This is a genomic window from Methanosphaera cuniculi (assembly GCF_003149675.1).
In the GTDB taxonomy this organism is placed as follows: Archaea; Methanobacteriota; Methanobacteria; order Methanobacteriales; family Methanobacteriaceae; genus Methanosphaera; species Methanosphaera cuniculi.
Map to the genome: position 1 here is coordinate 123,768 of NZ_LWMS01000010.1, position 22,048 is coordinate 145,815.

Sequence of the window (22,048 nt, forward strand, 5' to 3'; positions counted from 1 at the left end):
AGAAATAAAATCAAAACCATATGAATTTATATACTCAACACCTGATGTAAATGAAGAAGAAATATTTAAAGATCATCTGGAAGTTATAAAAAATCATAATCCTGACTTTATCACAGTAATACCAGGACGAGTATCAGTTGACATAGCACGTAGTTACTATGAACAAATGAAAAAAGAAGGACTAAACTGTACATTTTATCCTATTGAATATGACTTTGAAAAACAAATAAATGAAATAATAAAACTCACCCAAAAATCTGAATATGATAATGTTCTAATAACAGGTTGTGGAGAAGAACAAGCAGTATGGGATGATGTAAAAAATAAACTAAAAAATGAGTTATAAAAAAAATAAAGAAGAAAAAAGTAGTATATCAAAAGGAGATTATCTTCATATAATCTTTTTTTTAATCTTTTCACCTAAAAAAAATATCTCTCCTTTTTTTTTAACTAAAACTTTTTTTTAGTAGTTTTCAAGATTTTTAAGTGCACGACGTGTATTAAATGTAAATTCATTAACATCACTAGATGATATGGCAAATGATTTTATAATATTTCCACCTTTTTGTCTGACAAGATTATTTAATACATCAAGTGCTTTAATTTCACCTGCACCTTTAAATGTTACATATGTTACAACATCTTTACATCTAAAATCTGTTCTGTTAATAATTTCAAATATTGCAGGTGCTACATTTGATCCCCATACAGGTGTTCCAATATAAATTTTATCATAATCTGTGATATCTACATGTTTTGGTTCTATATAAGTTATCTTATTATCAAATATATCCATAGCATAGCTTATATATGCACTTATTCCAGATCTGTTAGTTAGATCTTTTATTTCCATATCTGTTGCATCTGTCATTTTCTCAATTTCTTTTGCAACATACCTAGTTTTTCCTGTTCTTGAATAATAAATTACTGCTGATTTCATTTTATCAAATATACTCCTACTTTTTTTTATTCTTCTTTTAAATTTTTAATAAGATAATATTTTTTTTCTAGATTTCTTCTATTGCTTTTTGTGTTAATTCATCAATATCTGTGTTTTTTGTTATTATTGCAAATGATTTTATTACATTTCCACCTTGTTTTTGTATCATATCATTCATAATTTCAAGTGCTGGTTTTTCACCACTAGCCATCATTGTTACAAATGTTACAACATTAACATCACTAAAATCATTTTGTTCTATATATTCTCGTATTGCTGGTGCTGGTTTTGATGCCCAGACAGGTGATCCTAGATATACTATGTCATATTTACTTAGATCTTTCACATCATATTCTATTGGTGTTGAACTATTTCTCACTGCACTTATTGCACCACCAATATATCCAAGTGCTCCACTACGATCTTTTTTATCTATAATTTCAAGCATATCTGCATTTTTCATTTGTGCTATTTTTTCTGCCACCATTTTTGTTTTATTTGTTCTTGTGTAATATACTACTAGATCTGTCATATCTAATACACTCCCCTTATAATTATTTGATTTTTATTAAATTATTTATACTATTGTTATATAGCTAACATATCTTTTATAAGTTTATACAATATTCTTTTTTATACAACCTAAAGTCTATCTAAAAAAAAGGGGATTTAATATGTTTACAATTTTTTTTCTTATTGCTATAAATAAAAGAAGTTTGCTTAATTAAAAAAAAATAAAGGTGGAGAAGTATTATATTTTTTTTCTATGGATATAATCCTACGTTTTTAAGTCCTGCTGTTTCATCGAAGTTAAACATTATGTTCATATTTTGTATTGCTTGTCCTGATGCTCCTTTTACAAGGTTATCTATTGCTGATATTACAACTAGTTGATCTTCATCATCAAGACTAATTCCACCAATTTGACAGTTATTTGATCCTCGTACACTTGCAAGTAGTGGTATTTTATTATCTTTTAATACTTGTACAAATGGTTCATCTTTATAGTATTCAGCATATAAGTTATAGATATCATCAACTGAAACATCATCTTTAAGAAGGAAGCTGTGATTTGTTGTTAAAATTCCACGAATAACAGGTACAAGATGTGGTGTGAATGATACTTTAACATTACCTGATCCAAAGTTTCTTAGTTGTTCACGTATTTCTGGTGTATGACGATGATTTGTTATTGAGTATGGTTTTATGTTATCAGCACATGTTGGATAATGTGAACTTGCTGTTGGATTTACTCCTGCTCCACTTACTCCACTTTTACTATCTAATATTATACGATCTACTAATTCATTTTCAACTATTGGAAGTGATGAAAGTATTGCACCTGTTACAAAACATCCTGGATTTGCAATTAGTGTTGCATCTCTTATTTTTTCACGATTAATTTCAGGAGATCCAAATACAGCTTCAATTTCTGGGTGGATGTGTTTGATATTATACCATTTTTCATAATCTTCTATATTAGAAAATCTGAAATCTCCACTTAGATCTATTACACGTGATCCATTTTCTAGGTATTGTGGTACAAGTTTCATTGAAGCTCCATGAGGAAGTGCACTAAATACTACATCAGCATCTATGTCTTCAGGATTTGGATTTGAAAATTTAAGATCTACATCTTCTAAATTTGGGTGTAGGTTTGATACATCTTCTCCTTTATTTTTACGGCTTGTAACATATTTTATGTTTACATTTGGGTGGTTAATAAGTAATCTCATTAGTTCTCCACCTGTATATCCGCTTGCTCCAATTATTGCTACATCTATTTTACTCATTTTATTTTAACATCCTTTAGTTTATTTTATTTTTTTCTTTGTTATTTTAGGTATTTTTGCACGTTTTTAAAGTGTGTTTTTGCTACCTTATCTAGAATATTTTTATCTATATCTTCGATTTTTGTTTTTTTAGTGTTAATATTATATCTTTTTTCTATTTCTTTTAAAATTTTTTCATAATGATACTTGGCAATAATACTACTTGTAGCAACAGGAGTGTAACGTTCACCATTAGATTCTTGGATAACTTTAATTTCTGGATCTATTTTTAGATATTCATTCATCTTTTTTGAATCAAACTTATCTATTATTATGACTACATCATGTGTATTTAATTGTTTTAGTAGATTTGTTATACATTTTGAATGTAGGTATGCTAGCATGTGATTTAGGTTTTTTTTATCTTTTTTAAATTTAGCATATAGTTTATTGTAGCTAAATGGTTTTAGTGCTATTATTTCATGTTTTATGCCTAGTTTTTCGATTTTATGATAAAGATCTATTATTTGATTTAAAGATAATTTTTTACTGTCTTTTACGCCTAATTGTTGTAGTTTATGATTTTCACTTTGTGATGTACATACAGCACATACAACTAGAGGTCCAAACCATTCACCTTTACCTGTTTCATCAGAGCCTATAGTATAAGTATAACTTTGAATATTACATGCTGAATTATTTGGCGTTTTTTGTTTTTTGTTACATAGTGTTCTTTTCTTATTTACAATTAAGCTAAGTAAATCAACAGTCTGTGGATTTTCATTATAAACAAGTTTTTTTGAATTATATAATATAAATACTATACCATTATCTTTAATACGTACTTGTTCATATTGGTGTGGTTTTTCATGATGAAGATTACGTGTTATATTCATAAAACGTTCAACTTCAAAATCATCAAGTTTAACAGATTTCATATTAAAAACATAAGCCTCCTAAGCATTTTTTTTGAGGATTTATAAAAAAAAAGAGTAATAAAAAAAAAATAAACATGAAAAAAAAACTCTCCTTTTTTTTATTATTGAAGTAATTTTTTTTCATGATATAATATTAAAAAGACATTAATAGGAATATCTTAGTTATTCTCGTATCATTGTTCCTATACCGTGTTTTGTGAAGATTTCAAGAAGTATTGAATGATTAAGTCTACCATCAAGAATATGAGCTGTTTTAACACCATTTTCAACAGCATTAATACATGTTTCAATTTTTGGAATCATACCACCTGATATTGTACCATCACCAATAAGTTCACGCAATTCATCAACACGAGCACGACGTATAAGACTTTCAGGATCATCAGGATCAGCTAGAAGTCCTGGTACATCTGTTAGTACTATTAGTTTTTCTGCATCTACTTCTGATGCAATAGATCCTGCAACTGTATCAGCATTAAGATTAAGTGTATTTCCATTTTTATCAATACCAATAGGTGAAATTACAGGTATGTAATCATTTGATGTAAGATGTTCTATTAAATCACTATTTACTTTATCAATCTTTCCCACATATCCAAGGTCTACTTCTAGTATTTCACCATTTTCATGTTGTATTTGTGTTGGTCCTTTACGTGATGATTCAAGAAGGAATGAATCTTTTCCTGATATTCCAAGACTTTTTCCTCCATGAAGTCCTATTTTTGATACTATTTCTGTGTTAATTTTTCCAACTAGTACCATTTTTACAATATCCATGGTTTCTTCGTCTGTTACTCTAAGTCCACCAATAAATTGTGGTTCTTTTCCCATCCGATCCATTGAACGTGATATTTCAGGTCCTCCACCATGTACTACCATTGGTTGCATTCCAACATATTTTAGCAGTACTGTATCTCGTGCTGTGGAACTCATTGCATTTTCATCTACCATTGCATGTCCACCATACTTTATCATAATTTTTTTATCATGAAATTTTTTTATGTATGGGAGTGCTTCAATTAAAACATTACTTATATCTATTTGTTCTTGTTCAACCATAACTATCTTAAATCTCCTTTTCTAATTTTTTTTTGTTTATTATTCTTTTCATTCTTTTTTTTTGTTATTATTTATTTTTTTTTATGTTGTGTATTCAGCATTAATTTCAACATAATCATATGTTAAATCACAGCCATATGCTGTAGCATAACAATCACCATCATTAAGTTTTATGTTGTGTATTCAGCATTAATTTCAACATAATCATATGTTAAATCACAGCCATATGCTGTAGCATAACAATCACCATCATTAAGACTTACTGTGATTATTATCTCTTTATGTTGCATTATCATCTCAGCTTTCTTTAGTATTTCAGGATTATCATATGTCATAACACATCCATCAACAACAATATCAGCTTTTAAATCATCAGATTCAATAGAAATACTTACACATTCCGGATCAAAATCCACACCAGAATATCCCATTGCTGTTATTATACGACCCCAGTTAGGATCAGCACCAAATACTGCTGTTTTAACAAGACTTGATGAGACAATACTTCGTGCTATTGTTATTGCATCATCCTCACATTTTGCATTATGACATGTTACTTCTATGAAGTGTTTTGCACCTTCCCCATCTTTTGCAATTTGTTTTGCAAGACTTATACATACATAATCAAGTGCTTCTTTAAAGTTATCATCAACATTACCTTTAACTTCATTTGTACTCATAAGAATTACAGTATCATTAGTACTTTGATCACCATCAACAACCACCATATTAAATGAACGTTTAACACTATCACGTAGTAGTTGTTGTAGTTCATCTTGTGGTACTTCAAGATCTGTTGTAATAAATCCAAGCATAGTTCCCATATTAGGTGCAATCATACCAGATCCTTTACAAATACCAGCAATCTTAAATTTAGTACCATCAACAAGTTCACTTTCAACAGCACACTCTTTAGGCACAGTATCAGTTGTCATGATTGCCTTTGCAGCATCAGTTGCATTTTCACGACTATTACCAAGACTATTTAAAGACTCCATAGCTACAGGTTCAATAACATCCATAGGCATCTGACGACCAATAACACCGGTAGAAGCAACAGCAACATCATCAGAAGGTATACCTAAAACTTCACCAGTTAACTTAGCCATACGCTCAGCATTTTTTAATCCTTCCTCTTTAGTATAACAATTAGCATTACCACTATTAACAATAATAGCTGAAATTTTACCATTTTCTAAATGTTTTCGTGTAACATCAATAGGAGCAGCATACACCTTATTTTGAGTATAAACACCTACAGCTGTTGAATCCTTATGATAAATTACACTAACACCATATTTACCATCACGAAAACCACTTGCAAGTATACTATCAATTGAACAAATTCCATTATCTAAAAGTTTCATATAAAAAATCACATCCATTTATATTTTTTTAAAGTTTTTTATTAAATTATAATTACATTACATAAAAAGATAAAAAGTTAACTCTATTAAAAAAAAAGGTTCATAAAATAAAAAGAAAAAATAAGGAGATTAAAAATAAACTATATTATCCTGTGGTACTACAAGTATCATTATTTTTATTATTATATGTATTTTCACTACCTTGATGTGACGTATTATATGTTTTCTTCGGTTTTGTATAGTTTTTGGTTGGTGTTGTTGGTTTTTTGTATGTTGTGTATGTTTGTGTGTTTGTTGTTGTAGTGTTGTTGTCTGTTTCGTTTATTGTTTCATTTACTGTTGTGTTATTGTCTGTTGTGTTGTTGGTATTATTATCTCCTAGGTTTAGTTGGGGTACATCAAAGTGTATTACTGATGCTCCTACTGAGCCGCATAATAGTGCTACTATTGCTACTATTATTGCGAGCATTAATTTTGAGTTTAGTTCTGAACCCATATTTTACCTCATAAATATTTTTTTGTTTTTTTTTATCTTTTTTTGCTATTTTTTTCCTCACATTTTATTATTATTTTTATTTTTATTCTCTGATTACTATGATTATTAATGCTATTATGGTTGCTATGACTCCTAGCCATGGATTTCCTGTGTTCCAGCCTATGAGTGTTGCTAAAAATACGAAGATGAATATTGCAAATAGTGTCATTTTACTACTTGATATGTAGTCTATTGCTGATCTTGTGAATTCTGTTGGTATGTAGTATGCGTATTTTCCGTTTGCTAGGTCAAATACTATTACAGGTGTTGGATCTCGTATTTTTACATAATCTGTTATATGTGCGTTTTCTCCTGCTTCTCGTCTGCTGTTTCCAATTCCTACACGTAGGTTTAGTCCATTGTTCATTGCATACCATGCACAGTCAAGTCCTGTTTTTAGTGCTATTGATTTGTTAGGGAAGTTGATTATTAGGTCATCTCCTCCTACTCTGTATCCTTCTATTTTTCCTTCACTTTCATTTGCTATGTATGCATTAATATCATTCATTATTTCAATTAGTTTGTCTTTTCCATGTTTTTCTATGAATCCTGTGGAGTCTTTTGCATCTATGTACATGAAGTTATCAACTTCAACGGGTTCAAGTTTTACTTTTTCATTTGTTGGAACAGTTTCAAATATTACCCCGTATTCTCCTCCGAGTTTTGTGAATCCTACACCTGATGTTTGGTGTATTACAGCATTCATTTCTATTGCTCGTTCTATTGATGCGGCTCCTGTCATTCCTACTGCTGCTCTTACATTAACACCTTTTTTCATTCCGAGTGAAATCATTTGTATTGCTATTCTTATGCTTTCTTTTTTGGAGGGCATGTGTGCTACTAGTTCTGTTCTGCTTTTTTCGATGATTTTTCCACCAACAACTTCTACCATTTGGGTAAACATGTCTATTACTGGTGAATTTTCGAATAGTTCTATGTAGAGGTATCTGTCACTTCCCATTATGATGTTACTTAGAAGAGCATATTCATTTACCGTGTTTTCTGCTGGTTTTATTTCGATAAATTTACGATTTAAGGGTATGTCACGTTGATCTAGTTCTCGTTCCAGGTTTTGGAATATGCTTTTACTGTTTATTTCTGCTGGTTGTATTTCAACTAGCATTGTTTTTGTCATATTTATTAGTGATACATATTCTTTTTCTAGATCATTTGTTGCATAGTAGTTAGTTCCTATGCTTATAACTCGTTTATGAAGAAGGTGAGAAAAGAGGCTTTTTTCTATTCTTTCTAAAGCCATTTTAATTTTTTCCTCCTCTTTCTATGGAAACTTCAAATTGTCCTGGTTTTTCCATTAGCATACTTGGTTTTACTGCTACGCGTGGGAATTTCCATGTTCCAAGTCTGCCTGCAAGTGTACTTGCTATGTTTCTTGAGTTATGTTTTATAAATGAGTAGTCTGAGTCATTTATTATGATATCAAGGTTGTATGGAGATTCTTCTAGTATTTCATCTGAGTATATAATATTTAGTTCAAATGCTCCTGGTCTTGTAAATAGGTCATTTCTCACTGCTACTAGTGGTGAATGATCTAATCCTAACTTGTTTTTAACTGTTACTGCAATTGTTCCTGCGTTTTTAACGGCTTCTTTGTAGTCTTTTGGGTTGACTAGTACAAAGATTAAGAAGTCTGAATCTTCTATTTCTTCATCTACTATTCCTACTAGTTTATTTAGTATTGGTATTTTCATGAAGACATTTTCTAGTTTTGTGTCTATTGCATTTTCTTCTTCGTCATTTACCCGGTTTATTGCTTCTTGTGCTACTGCTAGACCTGAGAATTTATTGTTTCTTTTGGATTTATATACGTCAAATCCTCGTGATTCAAATTCATTTAGTGATTTTGAACATATTTTTTGTAGTATGTTTTTTACTTTCTTTGGTGGTGATGGTTTTCCTATTTGGAATCTTCCATCTTTTACCCTGTATGGTAGTCTTCTACTACTTATATCTTGAAATTCATCCTGATATTCACGGAAGAAGTCGTTTGATAATATTTTTGCATCTTCTTCATATGCAAGGTTTAATATGTAATGATCAGCTATTGTTCCTGCTGGTACTGGAAATACTTCCTCGTTTTGGATCATTTCATTAAAGCCATCTTTATCATCAATTTCATGTCGTAGAGGTGCATCCGCTAGAACTAATGGTTCATGACCTAGTTTTTTGAGTGTATGTATTGCTACTTTAAGAGTTTTTAAACTCGGAGTTACTTTACCTGTTTCTTCATTGGGTTTTTGTCCATAATATGCTACATTTGACCCATCAACAATAATTTTCAAAAGATCACCTATATTTTTTTTAATATATATTATTCTAAAGTTTTTTTTTATTTTTATTTTGTACAATTCTTTTTATAGATTATGATTATACTTATTTTTTACATGATTTTTATATTTATTTCATATTAAAAAAAAACTAAACCAGTATTGCATTTTTCTTAATTTTATATTATTTTTTAATTAGAGTAAAAGAATTCTTTTTTTATTTTTTTAGAAAAAAAATCTACTTCTAAAAAAAAAATATTTTTTTTTGAATAATTAAGAAAGAAGATTAAAATAATAAAAGGTGGTGAAAAATAGGATTTTAATCCTCAATGTTAGTTTTTTTTAGTATAAAAATCATAACTTTTCTATTAGTTTATGATAGTTTCATAATTGCTTCTGCAAGATCACCATTTGCTTCTTTTAGTGCTGTTTCTGCTTCTTTTCGACTTTTACCAGTTTGTGATGCAACAAGTTCAATATCATCATCATCAATTTCAACTTCTACATCCTCATCTGAACTTCCTTTAAGTCTTTCACTTGAATCTCCAACAATTTGATAGGTTTCTTGTCCCATAGCATTCATAATACTAACTTCAGGATTTGAAATGACAATTTCCTTATCTTTAAGTACAATAATTACTTCTTCAACATCATTTAACTCCTTCATATTCATACCCATCTTCTTCATGGTTCTTTCCATTTGTTTTAATTGTTTTGGGTTAATTTTTCCACCTGGAAACATATTGACTACTCCTCCATAATTAAGAATATTCTTATATTCTATCTTTTTTTAGTTTTATTTGATTTAATTATAATAATAAAAAATTAATAATTTTCTTACTATTCTATCTGTTATATAATATCTATCTTTTTTAATATATTAAAGTACACTTTTTTAAATAGAAAAAAATATCAAAGAATAAATCATTTACATAAAAAAATTATAAATTAAAAAAAAAGTAAATAAGGGGATTAAAATTGTCGTATAGACTGATTCTATACTTTTGCTTTTAGGTTTTCATTTGTTGTTAGTGTGCTGTTTTTGCTTTGTTTTACTGGTGTGTTTGTTACCATGAAACTTACATTTATTTCATTTACATTGTATTTACTGTTTGGTCCTGATACTATTGTTAGTGTCTTGATTCCATTGTTGAATTTTAGGTCTTGTGTTACTGTTATTGTTCCGTTTTCTACTATCATTCTATCTATGAATGTTTTTCCACTGATTTTTAGTGTTACTTTTGTTCTTACTGCTACGTTTTTATTTGTTATTGCATCTTTAATATCAGCTTTAATCATGAGTTTTCCATTTTCATAGTATACACTTGTTGGTTGTATGAATACATTGGATGGTATAATTGTTACTGTTTGGTTTACTTCAGTACGTGCATAGTTTTCATTTGAGAATACTGCAGTTAATAAGTAATCTTTTGCTGAGTAATTACTTGGTATTGTGTATGTTAGTGTTGCTACACCATTTATTAGGCGTACTTTGATTCTATTTCCATCAGCATCTTTTAATGTTACACCGTTAAGTTTGAATGCTACATAACCGTCTTTTATAAGTTCACCATTATCAGATATTACAGCAGTAAGTGTAATAGTTTGATCTGCATAAATTTCACTGTTAACTGTAGCTTGTATTTTAGCATCTCCACGTGAAACATTGAATAATTCAGTATGTCCTGTAATGTTCATATATGTTTCATTTTCTGATATGTATTAGACTTACTGGATTTTTTGCAGTGACATTTATATTATTATATGATACAGTGTATACTTCTTTAGTATAATCATTATTCATAAATGTTACTGTTTCCCCATTAAGTGTAATGTTATTATTGGAAACTACCACTTTAGTATAATTATTATCAAATGTTATTATTTCTTTTCCTGTTATTATTAAACTAGAATAAGTTATTCTTAGATATCCATTATTTATTTCAGCTAATTTTGTTGTCTTATTTCCATTTACATCTATGTTTACATTAGTTAAATTTAAATTATAATCTTCTTCTCCATTACCGTTAATTTTTATAACTGTTAAGTTTGTTCCATTTGATATTAATGTCGAATTTGTTATTAAATTACCACTATTATTGATTATGAATATTGGTTCATTGTTTGTATTTATTATTCTTAAATTGGTAATGTTAATTTGTCTTTCTTCTTTTACTATTATTGTTGTATTAAATAAGGTGTAATTTCCATTATTTATTAATGTAGTATTTGTATTATTAAATCCAAGTTTTACCAAAGATTTGTTCCATTTGATGATCCTCTTTTATAAAGAGTATTTGTATTATTAAATCCAAGTTTTACTCCATTAAGATCTGATGTAAGTTGAAGAATTATTTCTTTTTTATCTATTTTTAGCATTCCATTTTTATCAAATAGTTGGTTGTATGTTTGATTATTTAAGATACGTATTGTTGGTGTGTTTAATTCAATTATACTATTTATACTATTTTTATCAATTACTATAGCATCATCACCTGTTTTATTATTTGAAATTAAATTATTTCTTGTAATATTAACATTTGATGAATTTATAAGTGAAATTGCATTAGAATTTGTATTATTTGCAGTAATATTATTATATTCTATCACATTATTTGATGAATTTATAAGTGAAATTGCATTAGAATTTGTATTATTTGCAGTAATATTATTATATTCTATCACATTATTTGATGAATTTATAAATGAAATTACATTAGAGTTTGTATTATTTGTTGTAATATTACTATAATTTATTACATTATTTGATGAATTTATAATATTAATTGCATTAGAGTTTGATATTGTCATATATAATTCATTTATTGTGATATTTGTTGAATTAATTAAATAAATTGGATTTGTTGAATACACAGGTACATGTCTACCAAATATTAATGAAACATTTGTTGAATTTAATACTCTTAGAACTGAAGCATTAGTTGCACTAACAGACCTTAAATTTCTTATATTATTTTTATATGAAATTAATGTAATTGCAGAATTTGTTTCAATATTTTTTAAAGAAGAAACATTAACAGAACAAAATGTAGAATATCCTGTGGAAATTATTCCTTGAACATCTTCTGTTGCATTAATAGATATGGAATTAGAATAGCCTTCTTGTATAAAATTATAATTTTTCAAATCCATAATCAGACCTACTGCTTTTTTTGAATTAATATTAATAATATTACTACTCATTTTATAAGTAAGATTATCAATTGTAATATTTGTAAAAATAATTCCATAAGTTTGATTTAATGATTTTAGTTCTAAATTATTATCTTCTAAAGATGTTTCATTACAATTACCTGAAATAATAATTCCTTTAGATTCTATTTGTGAATTTATAAATAGATCATTATAATTTAATTCAATATTTGAACTATTTTTAACCATAATTCCAGTTGCTCTTAATACATTCATACTAATATTACTTGAATTTATTTGATTATTATTAGTATTTTTGATAGAAAATGCAGTGATATTATTTGTAAATACATCAGATTTTATAGTTATATTTAAGTCTGAAATTTCATTACTGTTTGAAGTTATATTAATAATTTCTAGATTATCATTTGTATTTGTTGTAATATTTTTTATTATTTGAATATTTTTAATAAATGTTGAATCATTAGATATAATTAAAGTTGAAGTAGGTGTATTATGAATAATAGTTAAATTTCTTAAGATATTATCATTTGAATTTATAATAATTCCTTTTGAATTTTCTGAATTAATAGTGAGATTTGAAATAACAACAACTGCTTGATTATCAATAATAAATGTTGCATTATTTAATATAGCATCTATCCCATTAATTTGTAAATTCTTATTATTTATTGTGAAATTTTTATTATTAAAAGTTCCAACTAAATTTAATCTTGTGAAATTTGTTATATTTGATCTTACATTACCTGTTTCATCAAAGAAATTAGTATATGTTGTATCTGTAACATTGAATTCTATTCCATTTGGAGTATTATTTTCAAATATATTTTTTTCTCGATCTACATTAACTACATCATCACACCATAATGCTCTTGAAGTTATTTGATTATTACAAATAATATTATTTTCAGATGTAACATCTAGTATAATTTCTTCTCTACCATTTATAATATTATTTTTAATTGTTACATTAGCATTATTTACTTTAATTTTACCAATTGTATTGTTTATAATTGTAGAATTAGAAGCATTAATGTTTAAAATCTCAACAATACTTAAATTATTTCCATTAAGTTGAGAAGTTAAATTTATTTGTGTATATGTTATAGTATTATTTATTACTGTATTATTTTCTAAATATATTGATCCAATTGTATTATTAATAAAGGATGAACCTTTAATAACTTCAACTTGACCACTAATTGTATTATTAATAAATGTGTAGTTTGCATAACCATGTGCTTGATGTGGGTCTTCCCATCCCATACTAGATCCTCCAGTCCATTGTGGTGATATTCCTCCACTTTTAACTGTGTTGTTTATGAATGTATTATTATATCCATTTATAACTACACTTAATGATACTCCACTTCCCTCTGTTTGTGGCATTATTTTACAATTTGTTACATTATTAAATGAATTAACTAGTTTTCCCGTCATATTTACATTAACATTATAAGTTGTAAAATATAAAAGATTACCAGAACCTTCTCCTGCTGTTATTGTACAATTATCAATATTACAATAATTTGCATATGCAAGTACAAATGTACTACTTCCACCATTTCGTGTTGTTGAAAAATAACTATTTTTTACAGTTATATATTCAGATCCATCACGTATACTTGTTTGTCCTACTCCACTTCCTACTCTTTGATCTTCTACAACTGCACTTATATTATCAAGTGTCACATGATTTACAGCACTTACCCATAATTGTGTATTATGAATATATATTCCTGTTACATTTGTATAATCAGCACCTGTTATTATTGAAAAGCTTGTTCCTGGAGCATCTCCCATTAAACTCCCTGCTGTTGTGTTAAGATCAATATAAGCATCTTTTGTACTTGATATTACATTTATTGGTCTGTTAATGATCATTGAAATCTTTATCATCAAGATTTGAAATATTTCCTTGTATATCAAGTGTATCACCATCAGCTACACTAGATGATAAAGTATAATTATTATTTTTATCAAAGTATTGTGTTACTGTAGAATTTGTTACTATGTGTGTTGTCTGTTTTTTCACTGATTTATTCGTATTTATTGTTTTTGTTTCTTTTTTACTATTTATTTTATTTATTTTATTTGTTTTATTTGTTTCTAGTTTTTTATCTTCTATTTTAGGATTAATTGTTGTTACTACATCATTTAGTGTATCAGTTGTGCTTATTTGTTCTGTTGTGCTTGTTGTGTTATCTGTTGCACTTATACTTCCTACTGATATTAATAGTATTAGTAGTGTTAATCCTAAAAATAGGTATTTGCTATTTTTATTCATAAAAAATCATTTTTCCTCCAAAAAAGTTTATCTCATATTATAGTATTTCTTTAAAAGTTTGTGACATATTTCTTTGTTAAATAATTTTTTTTTAAACTTCTTATTCATTGTTAAATTGACTAAATATATTATTTACTACTTAATTCATTAACTTTTGAATATAAAATAATTAGAGTAGAACTTATTAAGAAACACTATAAATCAATAAACTTTTATTAAAACTAAACATAAATTGAATAGTTAAATTATATATCTACAAAAATCAAGTATTTAAAAATAATATCAAATCTAAAACGCTTAAATTCAAAATATAAGAATATAAATCATAACTATTTCCCCCCCCCCCCCTTTGTAAGAAATATTATGTGAAAATATTTTATAAAAATAGTTTAAATTATGAATAATTAAAAATTAGTTAATGTATATAAAAAAAAATATAAAAAAAAGTAAGTGGGGGTTAATTGTTGTATAGAATGATCTTATACTTTTGCTTTTAGGTTTTCATTTGTTGTTGTTAGTGTACTGTTTTTACTCTGTTTTACTGGTGTGTTTGTTACCATGAAACTTACATTTATTTCATTTACATTATATTTACTATTTGGTCCTGATACTATTGTTAATGTTTTAATACCGTTGTTGAATTTCATGTCTTGTGTTACTGTTATTGTTCCGTTTTCTACTATCATTTTGTTTATAAATGTTTTTCCACTGATTTTTAGTGTTACTTTTGTTCTTACTGCTACGTTTTTGTTTGTTATTGCATCTTTAATCTCTGCTTTTATTATTAGTTTTCCATTTTCATAGTATACACTTGTAGGTTGTATGAATACATTTGATGGTATTATTGTTACTGTTTGGTTTACTTCTACACGATCATAGTTACCATTTGAGAATACTGCTGTTAACAGGTAATCTTTTGCTGCATAATTACTTGGTATTGTGTATTTGAGTGTTGCAACACCGTTAATTACGCGTACTTTTATTCTGTTTCCATCAGCATCTTTTAATGTTACACCGTTAAGTTTGAAAGCTACATAACCATCTTTTATAAGTTCACCATTATCAGATATTACAGCAGTAAGTGTAATACTTTGACCTGCATAGATTTCAGAATTAACAGTAACTTGTATTTGAGCATCACCACGTGAAACATTAAGTGTTTCTACATAGTTTTCAAGTGGTAAGTATTTGTTTTTAGAATCAATGTAATTAATTATTATTGGAATTTTCATTGATTTTGGATGTAATGATATTGTTATTTGTGTACCATTTACTTCATAGATTTTACCACCTATTGTTATATTCATTGTCCCATTTATATTTCCATGATATATGTCTTCTAATTTAATTGTTATGTTAGCATCTTGATTATATTTTAATGAGTTGGTTGTAGTATTTATGAAAACATGGTATTTTGTAACTGGATTATTTTGATATAGTCTTTCTCCTATTAATGCTTCATCACCTAGAATTGAATTATTTAATGAATCAGTTATATTAATTGTATTATATAGTAGGTCATTTGGTGTTGCATTAATAAGTGGTACTCTTCCATTAAATGGTGTTTCAACATCTACATTTATTATATTATATCTGATATTTGAATAATAGGATTTGTTATTTTTTATATGTATTAAATTTACAGGATTTTTTGCTGTAATATTTATATTATTTTGAATGAAATTATAAGTTTCAATATTATCAGTATCATCCATAAATGTTATTCTTTCTCCATTGAGTATGATGCTATTATAATTTACATCTATTTTAGTAATATTATTTTTAAATGATATTATTTCTTTCCCAGTCATTTTAATATTAGACTCAGTTAAACTTAAATACCCATTTGTTACTTCTGCTATTTTTGTAGTATTTTTACCATTTATTTTTATATTAACCATGTTTAGATCTATATTTTCTATTGTTGTTCCATTACCATTGACTTTTATGAGTGTTGGATTAGTTCCATTTAATGTTAAATTTGAATTTATAATTTCATTATTTTCTGTATTGTTTATTATGAAAATTGGATTGTTATTTGTATTTATAATATTTAGATCTGAACCTTCAACTTTTGCATTATCTTTTATTATTATTGTTGTATTGTATAATGTATGGTATCCTGATGTTGTTAATAATATATTTGATTTATTAAATTCTAAATTTACTCCCATAATGTCTGATGTAATTATTAGTATTACTTCATCTTCTATTAGGTTAAATACTCCATTTTTATCAAAATATTGATTATATGTTTGATTATTTAGGAATTTTATTGTACTTGGTGTATTGTTTGTAATGATGGTTTCTTTACTATTTTCATCAACTTGTATTGCTGAATTTCCCCCAGTTGTTTTATTTATAAATATATAATTGTTAGAAATTTTATTACCTGGTGAGTTTATAAGTGATATTGGTTTTATATCAGTGTGAATTATAAGAATATTATTATATTCAAGAGTATTATTTGATGAATTAATAACTGTTATTATGTTAGATGTTGCATTATCTAAGGTTATATTATTAGAACTTATTTCACTATTTGATGAATTTGTAATTAATAAAGCATTATAACTTGTATTAAGAGGTATTATATTACAATTAGTTATTTTGGAATTTGGTGAATTTATAAGTGATATTACATTTGAATTAAATACAGTTGTCTGGAATTTATCTAAAATGATGTTGTTTGAATTTATTATATTTATTGTATTAGTTGAATTTATTGAATATAAATTTCCTCCAGAAATATTTGTATTATTTGTATTTATAAGTTTAATTGCTGATGCATTTATTGCATTAATATTTGAAGTTCCAAAATTTATTTTTGCATTGTTTGTATTTTTAACATATAAACCAATATTTTCTTGAAGATTATTTGTTGAAATTATATTTATTGTATTACTTGAACAGGTTATTTTTTCAGTATTTAATATTATTCCTTGTACATCCATAGTTGTATTAATATTAATTTTGTTTACTGATATTGAGTTATTGTTTTTATTATCTGCAATTATTCCAACAGCTTTATTAGAATTTATGTTAATTTCATTTCTATTTAATATTAAGGTATCGTTTTCACTAGTACTATTTGTTTTTATAATAATTCCTGTAGCATTTCTAGTTGAATTAATACTTACTGTATTAGATCTTAAATTTACCATGTATGAATTTCCAATTATAGTAATTCCCTGAGTATCTTCTTTTGTATTAAGTAGTATTTTATTAGAATTTAATGTTATGTTTGAATTATCTTTAATTATAACACCATTAGCTTTTTGAGTTGTAATATTAATATTACTTCTGTTTATTTGATTGTTATATGTATTTTCAATATTTAATGCTGTGATATTATTTTGGAATACATCTGAAATAATAGTCATATTTGTATTTAAAAGTATATTATCATTTGAGTTAATTTGAATTATATCTAAATTATTATCTGTATTTGTTGTAATTGTTTTTAGTATTCTAGTGTAATTCATAATTGTTGAATTACCATTTACTATAATTGTTGATGTTGGTATGTTATGAATTATTGTTATATTTCTTATAAGATTATAGTTTGAATTTAAAATAATAGCATTTGGATTTTCTGAATTAATAGTGATATTTCTAATTATAACTATTGAATTTTCATCTACATTTATTGTAGCATTATTTAGTATTGCATCACAACCATTAAGTGCTACATTCACATTTTTTATTGTGAAATTTTTATTATTAAATTCTCCAATAAGATTTAATGTTGAGTAATTTGTAATATTTGATAAAATAACTCCATTTGTATCAAAGTAATCTTTATATGTTTTATCTGTAATGTTATATTGAATTGCAACAGGTCCATTATTTTCATAAATATTATTTGCTTTATTAATATTTATTACATTATCACCACATCCTGCTTTACCTACAATATAGTTATTTCGGATGATATTATTTGATGATTTAATATTTAATACAATTTCATCAGTACCATTTATTGTATTATTTTCAAATGTCACATTTGTTGCTCTTGAGTTACTTATAGTAAATTTAGTCATAGTATTATTATTAAATGTAGAATTTGCACCAGTTGCCATGTCAATAATAACTTCATTTAAATTGTTTCCAGTAAGCTGTGATGAGTCTGATATTGTAGTTCTTTTTAGAACTGTGTTATTTATTAAAGTTATATTCTGTGCAGTTACATAAGATATTGTATTATTAATGAATATGGAACCTTTAGAATATCCTGTAGCTGAACCTTGAACTGTATTATTAATAAAAGTATTATTTTCTCCACCTAACATTAAACTTGATGATATGTCTTTTTCACCATCAAGTGGTCTTATTATACAGTTTGTTACATTATTAAATGAATTAACTACTTTTCCTGTCATATTAACATTAATATTAAATACATTAAAGTAGAATAAATTACCAGCACCTTCTCCTGCTTCTACTGTACAATTATCAATATTACAGTAATTTGCAAATGCTAGTACAAATGTACTACTTCCCCCATTATTTTCTGTGAAAAAATAACTATTTCGTACTGTTATATATTCTGATCCATCACGTATACTTGTTTGTCCTACTCCACTTCCTACTCTTTGATCTTTTACAACTGCACTTATATTATCAAGTGTTACATGATTTACAGCACTTACCCATAATTGTGTATTATGTAGATTTATTCCTGTTACATTTGTATAATCAGCACCTGTAACTATTCCAAAACGTGTACCTGGATTATCTCCAAGTAAGCTTCCTGCTGTTGTGTTAAGATCAATATAAGCATCTTTTGTACTTGATATAACATTTACTGGCCTGTTAATGATCATTGAAAGATTTTTATCATCGTGATTTGAGATATTTCCTCGAATATCTAGTGTATCTCCATCTGCTACTTTATCTGATAGTGTGTAGTTGTTTTCTTTATTAAAGTATTGTGATATGGTATTATTATTTATTATATGTGTTGTTTGTTTTTTAACTGTTTTATTTGTATTTTCTTTTTGTGTTGTTGTTTTTATGGTTTTTATTTCTTTTTTACTATTTATTTTCTTTGTTTCTATTTTTTTATCTTCTATTTTAGGATTACTTGTTGTTACTACTTCATTTGGTGTATCAGTTGTACTTATTTTTGTTGTGCTTGTTGTGTTGTCTGTTGCACTTATACTTCCTATTGATATTAGTAGTATTAGTAGTGTTAATCCTAAAAATAGGTATTTGCTATTTTTATTCATAAAAAATCATTTTTTTTTCCTCCACAAAAAATGTGGATATTTTTTCAATTACTATTCTTTCATTTTTTTTAAATATTTGAAAAAAGTTTCAAATTATAAAATAAAGAAACTTTTAATAAAACTAAATATAAAATGAATAGTTAAATTATATGTCTACAAAAATCAGATATTTAAAAATAACATCAAATTTAAAACTCTTAAATTAAAAATAAAGAATTATAAAACATAACTATTTCCCCCCCCCCCCCTTGGTAAGAAAGATTAGATGAAAATATTTTATAAAAATAGTTTAAATTAATTTTTTTATAATTAGATTTAGTTTATATTTTATTTTATATTTAATTTGTAAGTTATTTTTTATTTAAAGATATGATTACTATTTTTTTTAAAAAAAAGAAAAAAAGTTAGTTGTAATTGGGAGAGGATTATTTTTTTTTGATAATAAAAAGTAGTGTTATTTCTTATCATCATCATGTTTTTCTATTGCAAGTTGGCTTATTAGTTGGTTTATACGTCTTTTTTGATCTTCTATCATGTTATATAGTTTAAATAGGACATATAATATGAATAGAAATGCTAATATATATAGTAGGTCAAGTCCTCGTCCAAGTCCTACAATTTCAGCTAGATTTACACTTATTTGTGGGAAAAGTGTTAGTACAAATAGTACTATTGCAATTAGTGATATTCCTATTGATAAGCCTAGATTAAAGTTTTCATTACCATAATTACGCATACTCCAGTAGATTATTAGTACTACTATAATAAACATAATTATTTGATATGTATACATAGAACGTCACACTCCATTTTTTTTTAAATTATTATTTGTTTCCAAATCTTTCTTTTTTTAGTATAATGATTATTTGAACATTTCATTCATAAATTCAAAGACTATTTTTAGTCCTACAAAGAGGTTTGTTCCTTTTTCTATTGTTCTTTGATCATATATTGTTGTCATTGGTACTTCTTTTAGTCTTAGATTTTTTCGTTCTATTTCACCTATTATTTCTGATGATACCCCATATTGTGGTGAGTTTAATGTGATCATCTCTGCTGCTTTTCGGCTAAATGCTCTTAGTCCTGATTGTGAGTCTTTAACCATTTTTCCCTGGAAAATATAGGTTATATAGTTCATTACTGTATTTCCAAATTTTCGTCCTCGTGGCATGTCATTAAAGTCTCTGGCTGCTATTACCACATCAGCTTCTTTATTTTCTATTGGTGGATACATGTTATATAGATCTTCTGGGTTATGTTGTCCATCTGCATCAAATGTTATTAGTATCTCAGCATCCTTTGCTAATGCAGCTTGTATTCCTGTTTTAATTGCTCCTCCTAGTCCTACGTTTATCACATGTCTGTAATAATCTACCATCTGTGGATATTTTGTAACAAGATTTCGTGCTATTTTTGGACTGTTATCTGAGGATCCATCATCTGTTATTATTACATTAAATCCCCGTTCTACTAGTTCTTCTACTACTTCTTGTAAGGTTTCTTCTTCATTGTAACATGATAGTATTATGTATGTGTTTGGAGGTATTGGAGTTTTGTTTTTGTTAGTCATTGTCTTCTTATTTCCATTACATTTTTTTTTGCAAATTTCTCTTCTTTTTTTTATAAATAATTTATGAAAATATTATTTATAGCTTGATATTTAACTATCTATAATTGATTGTTTTTAAAATTTATTTAAGAAAAAATAAAAAACGTTTTAAAAAAAAATAGAAGTTATAATAAAAAAAAAGATATGGGTGTTTATGTTTAAAAAGGAAGAATTATATTATAAAATTCCATATTAATAATTCCATTTTCCTCCTTTTTTTTAATCCAGATTGTGTAGTTTTCGAATTACATCTACCATTCGTGTTGCAAGGTTTATTGATGTTATTATTCCAACTTCATCAGATTGAGTTTCACCATGTCCTGTTCCTCCATAGTGTCCTGTTGGCATGTTATCTCCTACTACAATTCCACCTTGTATGTTAAAAAAGTCATGAATTGATGCTATTGTTGATTCTTGTCCTCCATTTCTAAATCCACCAGTAGTTATTGCTCCACATACCTTGTATTTGAAGTTATGTATACGTCTTAGTGGACGTAATCTGTCAATACATGATTTGGCAAGACCTGTCATATCACCAAAGTATACTGGTGATGCAAATATTAGCCCATCAGCATCTGCGACCTTTTGTGTTATTTCTACCATATCATCTGTGAATGCACATTTACCTGTTTTTATACATACTCCACATCCTACACAGTAGTTTATTTCTTTATCAGCTAGTGTAATTAGTTCTACTTCAAATTCATCTTCTTCATCTATTTTATCTAGTGCTGTTTTTGTGAGAAATTCTGTGTTTCCATCAACTCTTGGACTTCCCACTATTGCTACAACTTTTACCATAATTTTCCACCCTTTTATTATTTTTTTTTAGATTATTATTTTTTTTTTTA

At 26.6% G+C, this 22,048-nt stretch carries 20 protein-coding genes; 1 reads left to right on the forward strand and 19 read right to left on the reverse strand.

The window, feature by feature from the left end:
* Window positions 1-166 precede the first annotated feature (166 nt).
* The gene (locus tag MSCUN_RS02120; protein WP_095609117.1) at window positions 167-346 is read left to right on the forward strand and encodes a hypothetical protein; all 180 of its coding nucleotides are present in this window, start codon (window positions 167-169) and stop codon (window positions 344-346) included.
* A gap of 117 nt (window positions 347-463) precedes the next feature.
* On the opposite strand, the gene MSCUN_RS02125 is transcribed toward MSCUN_RS02120, so the two are convergent.
* From MSCUN_RS02125 to MSCUN_RS02210, 19 genes are all read right to left on the reverse strand, one after another.
* Entirely contained in the window at window positions 464-940 is a 477-nt protein-coding gene (locus tag MSCUN_RS02125) for a flavodoxin family protein (RefSeq protein WP_095609118.1), read from the reverse strand.
* 67 nt (window positions 941-1,007) lie between these two features.
* Window positions 1,008-1,472 carry a flavodoxin family protein gene (locus MSCUN_RS02130; protein WP_095609119.1) on the reverse strand — a complete coding sequence of 155 codons (465 nt, stop codon included), beginning with the start codon at window positions 1,470-1,472 and terminating at the stop codon, window positions 1,008-1,010.
* A 232-nt stretch (window positions 1,473-1,704) separates the two neighbouring features.
* Window positions 1,705-2,733, reverse strand: a complete 1,029-nt coding sequence (gene argC, locus MSCUN_RS02135; protein WP_095609120.1) for an N-acetyl-gamma-glutamyl-phosphate reductase — start codon at window positions 2,731-2,733, stop codon at window positions 1,705-1,707.
* 41 nt (window positions 2,734-2,774) lie between these two features.
* On the reverse strand, window positions 2,775-3,650 hold the full coding sequence (locus tag MSCUN_RS02140) for a ribonuclease HIII (RefSeq protein WP_095609121.1): 876 nt from the start codon (window positions 3,648-3,650) through the stop codon (window positions 2,775-2,777).
* A 162-nt stretch (window positions 3,651-3,812) separates the two neighbouring features.
* Entirely contained in the window at window positions 3,813-4,709 is an 897-nt protein-coding gene (argB, locus tag MSCUN_RS02145; RefSeq protein WP_394338961.1) for an acetylglutamate kinase, read from the reverse strand.
* An 81-nt stretch (window positions 4,710-4,790) separates the two neighbouring features.
* On the reverse strand, window positions 4,791-4,892 hold the full coding sequence (locus tag MSCUN_RS08470; RefSeq protein ID WP_109582964.1) for a bifunctional ornithine acetyltransferase/N-acetylglutamate synthase: 102 nt from the start codon (window positions 4,890-4,892) through the stop codon (window positions 4,791-4,793).
* Entirely contained in the window at window positions 4,880-6,076 is a 1,197-nt protein-coding gene (gene argJ / locus MSCUN_RS02155) for a bifunctional ornithine acetyltransferase/N-acetylglutamate synthase (RefSeq protein ID WP_095609122.1), read from the reverse strand. Before argJ ends, MSCUN_RS08470 begins: the two co-directional genes overlap by 13 nt.
* 145 nt (window positions 6,077-6,221) lie before the next feature.
* Window positions 6,222-6,572 carry a hypothetical protein gene (locus MSCUN_RS08185; RefSeq protein ID WP_095609123.1) on the reverse strand — a complete coding sequence of 117 codons (351 nt, stop codon included), beginning with the start codon at window positions 6,570-6,572 and terminating at the stop codon, window positions 6,222-6,224.
* A gap of 82 nt (window positions 6,573-6,654) precedes the next feature.
* Entirely contained in the window at window positions 6,655-7,869 is a 1,215-nt protein-coding gene (locus MSCUN_RS02160; RefSeq protein WP_095609124.1) for a hypothetical protein, read from the reverse strand.
* 1 nt (window position 7,870) lies between these two features.
* The gene (locus MSCUN_RS02165) at window positions 7,871-8,911 is read right to left on the reverse strand and encodes an NYN domain-containing protein (RefSeq protein WP_095609125.1); all 1,041 of its coding nucleotides are present in this window, start codon (window positions 8,909-8,911) and stop codon (window positions 7,871-7,873) included.
* Window positions 8,912-9,269: 358 nt separating this feature from the next.
* Window positions 9,270-9,638, reverse strand: coding sequence for a nascent polypeptide-associated complex protein (locus MSCUN_RS02170; RefSeq protein ID WP_095609126.1), 369 nt, complete (start codon window positions 9,636-9,638; stop codon window positions 9,270-9,272).
* A gap of 254 nt (window positions 9,639-9,892) precedes the next feature.
* Window positions 9,893-10,594 (reverse strand): Ig-like domain repeat protein, encoded by a 702-nt coding sequence (locus MSCUN_RS02175; RefSeq protein WP_095609127.1) that lies wholly within the window; start codon window positions 10,592-10,594, stop codon window positions 9,893-9,895.
* A 7-nt stretch (window positions 10,595-10,601) separates the two neighbouring features.
* On the reverse strand, window positions 10,602-11,153 hold the full coding sequence (locus tag MSCUN_RS02180) for a hypothetical protein (protein ID WP_095609128.1): 552 nt from the start codon (window positions 11,151-11,153) through the stop codon (window positions 10,602-10,604).
* Window positions 11,147-13,972, reverse strand: a complete 2,826-nt coding sequence (locus MSCUN_RS02185; protein ID WP_146192105.1) for a beta strand repeat-containing protein — start codon at window positions 13,970-13,972, stop codon at window positions 11,147-11,149. Before MSCUN_RS02185 ends, MSCUN_RS02180 begins: the two co-directional genes overlap by 7 nt.
* Window positions 13,944-14,357, reverse strand: coding sequence for a hypothetical protein (locus MSCUN_RS08255; protein WP_109582956.1), 414 nt, complete (start codon window positions 14,355-14,357; stop codon window positions 13,944-13,946). The genes MSCUN_RS02185 and MSCUN_RS08255 overlap by 29 nt, the downstream gene beginning before the upstream one ends.
* A gap of 479 nt (window positions 14,358-14,836) precedes the next feature.
* The gene (locus MSCUN_RS02195) at window positions 14,837-19,588 is read right to left on the reverse strand and encodes a beta strand repeat-containing protein (RefSeq protein ID WP_095608198.1); all 4,752 of its coding nucleotides are present in this window, start codon (window positions 19,586-19,588) and stop codon (window positions 14,837-14,839) included.
* A gap of 454 nt (window positions 19,589-20,042) precedes the next feature.
* Window positions 20,043-20,381 carry a DUF2304 domain-containing protein gene (locus tag MSCUN_RS02200; protein WP_095608061.1) on the reverse strand — a complete coding sequence of 113 codons (339 nt, stop codon included), beginning with the start codon at window positions 20,379-20,381 and terminating at the stop codon, window positions 20,043-20,045.
* A 69-nt stretch (window positions 20,382-20,450) separates the two neighbouring features.
* A complete protein-coding gene (locus tag MSCUN_RS02205; RefSeq protein WP_095608062.1) occupies window positions 20,451-21,158 on the reverse strand; it encodes a glycosyltransferase family 2 protein in 708 nt (235 codons plus the stop codon).
* Between the two features lie 258 nt (window positions 21,159-21,416).
* Window positions 21,417-21,998 (reverse strand): flavodoxin family protein, encoded by a 582-nt coding sequence (locus tag MSCUN_RS02210; RefSeq protein ID WP_095608063.1) that lies wholly within the window; start codon window positions 21,996-21,998, stop codon window positions 21,417-21,419.
* Window positions 21,999-22,048 lie beyond the last annotated feature (50 nt).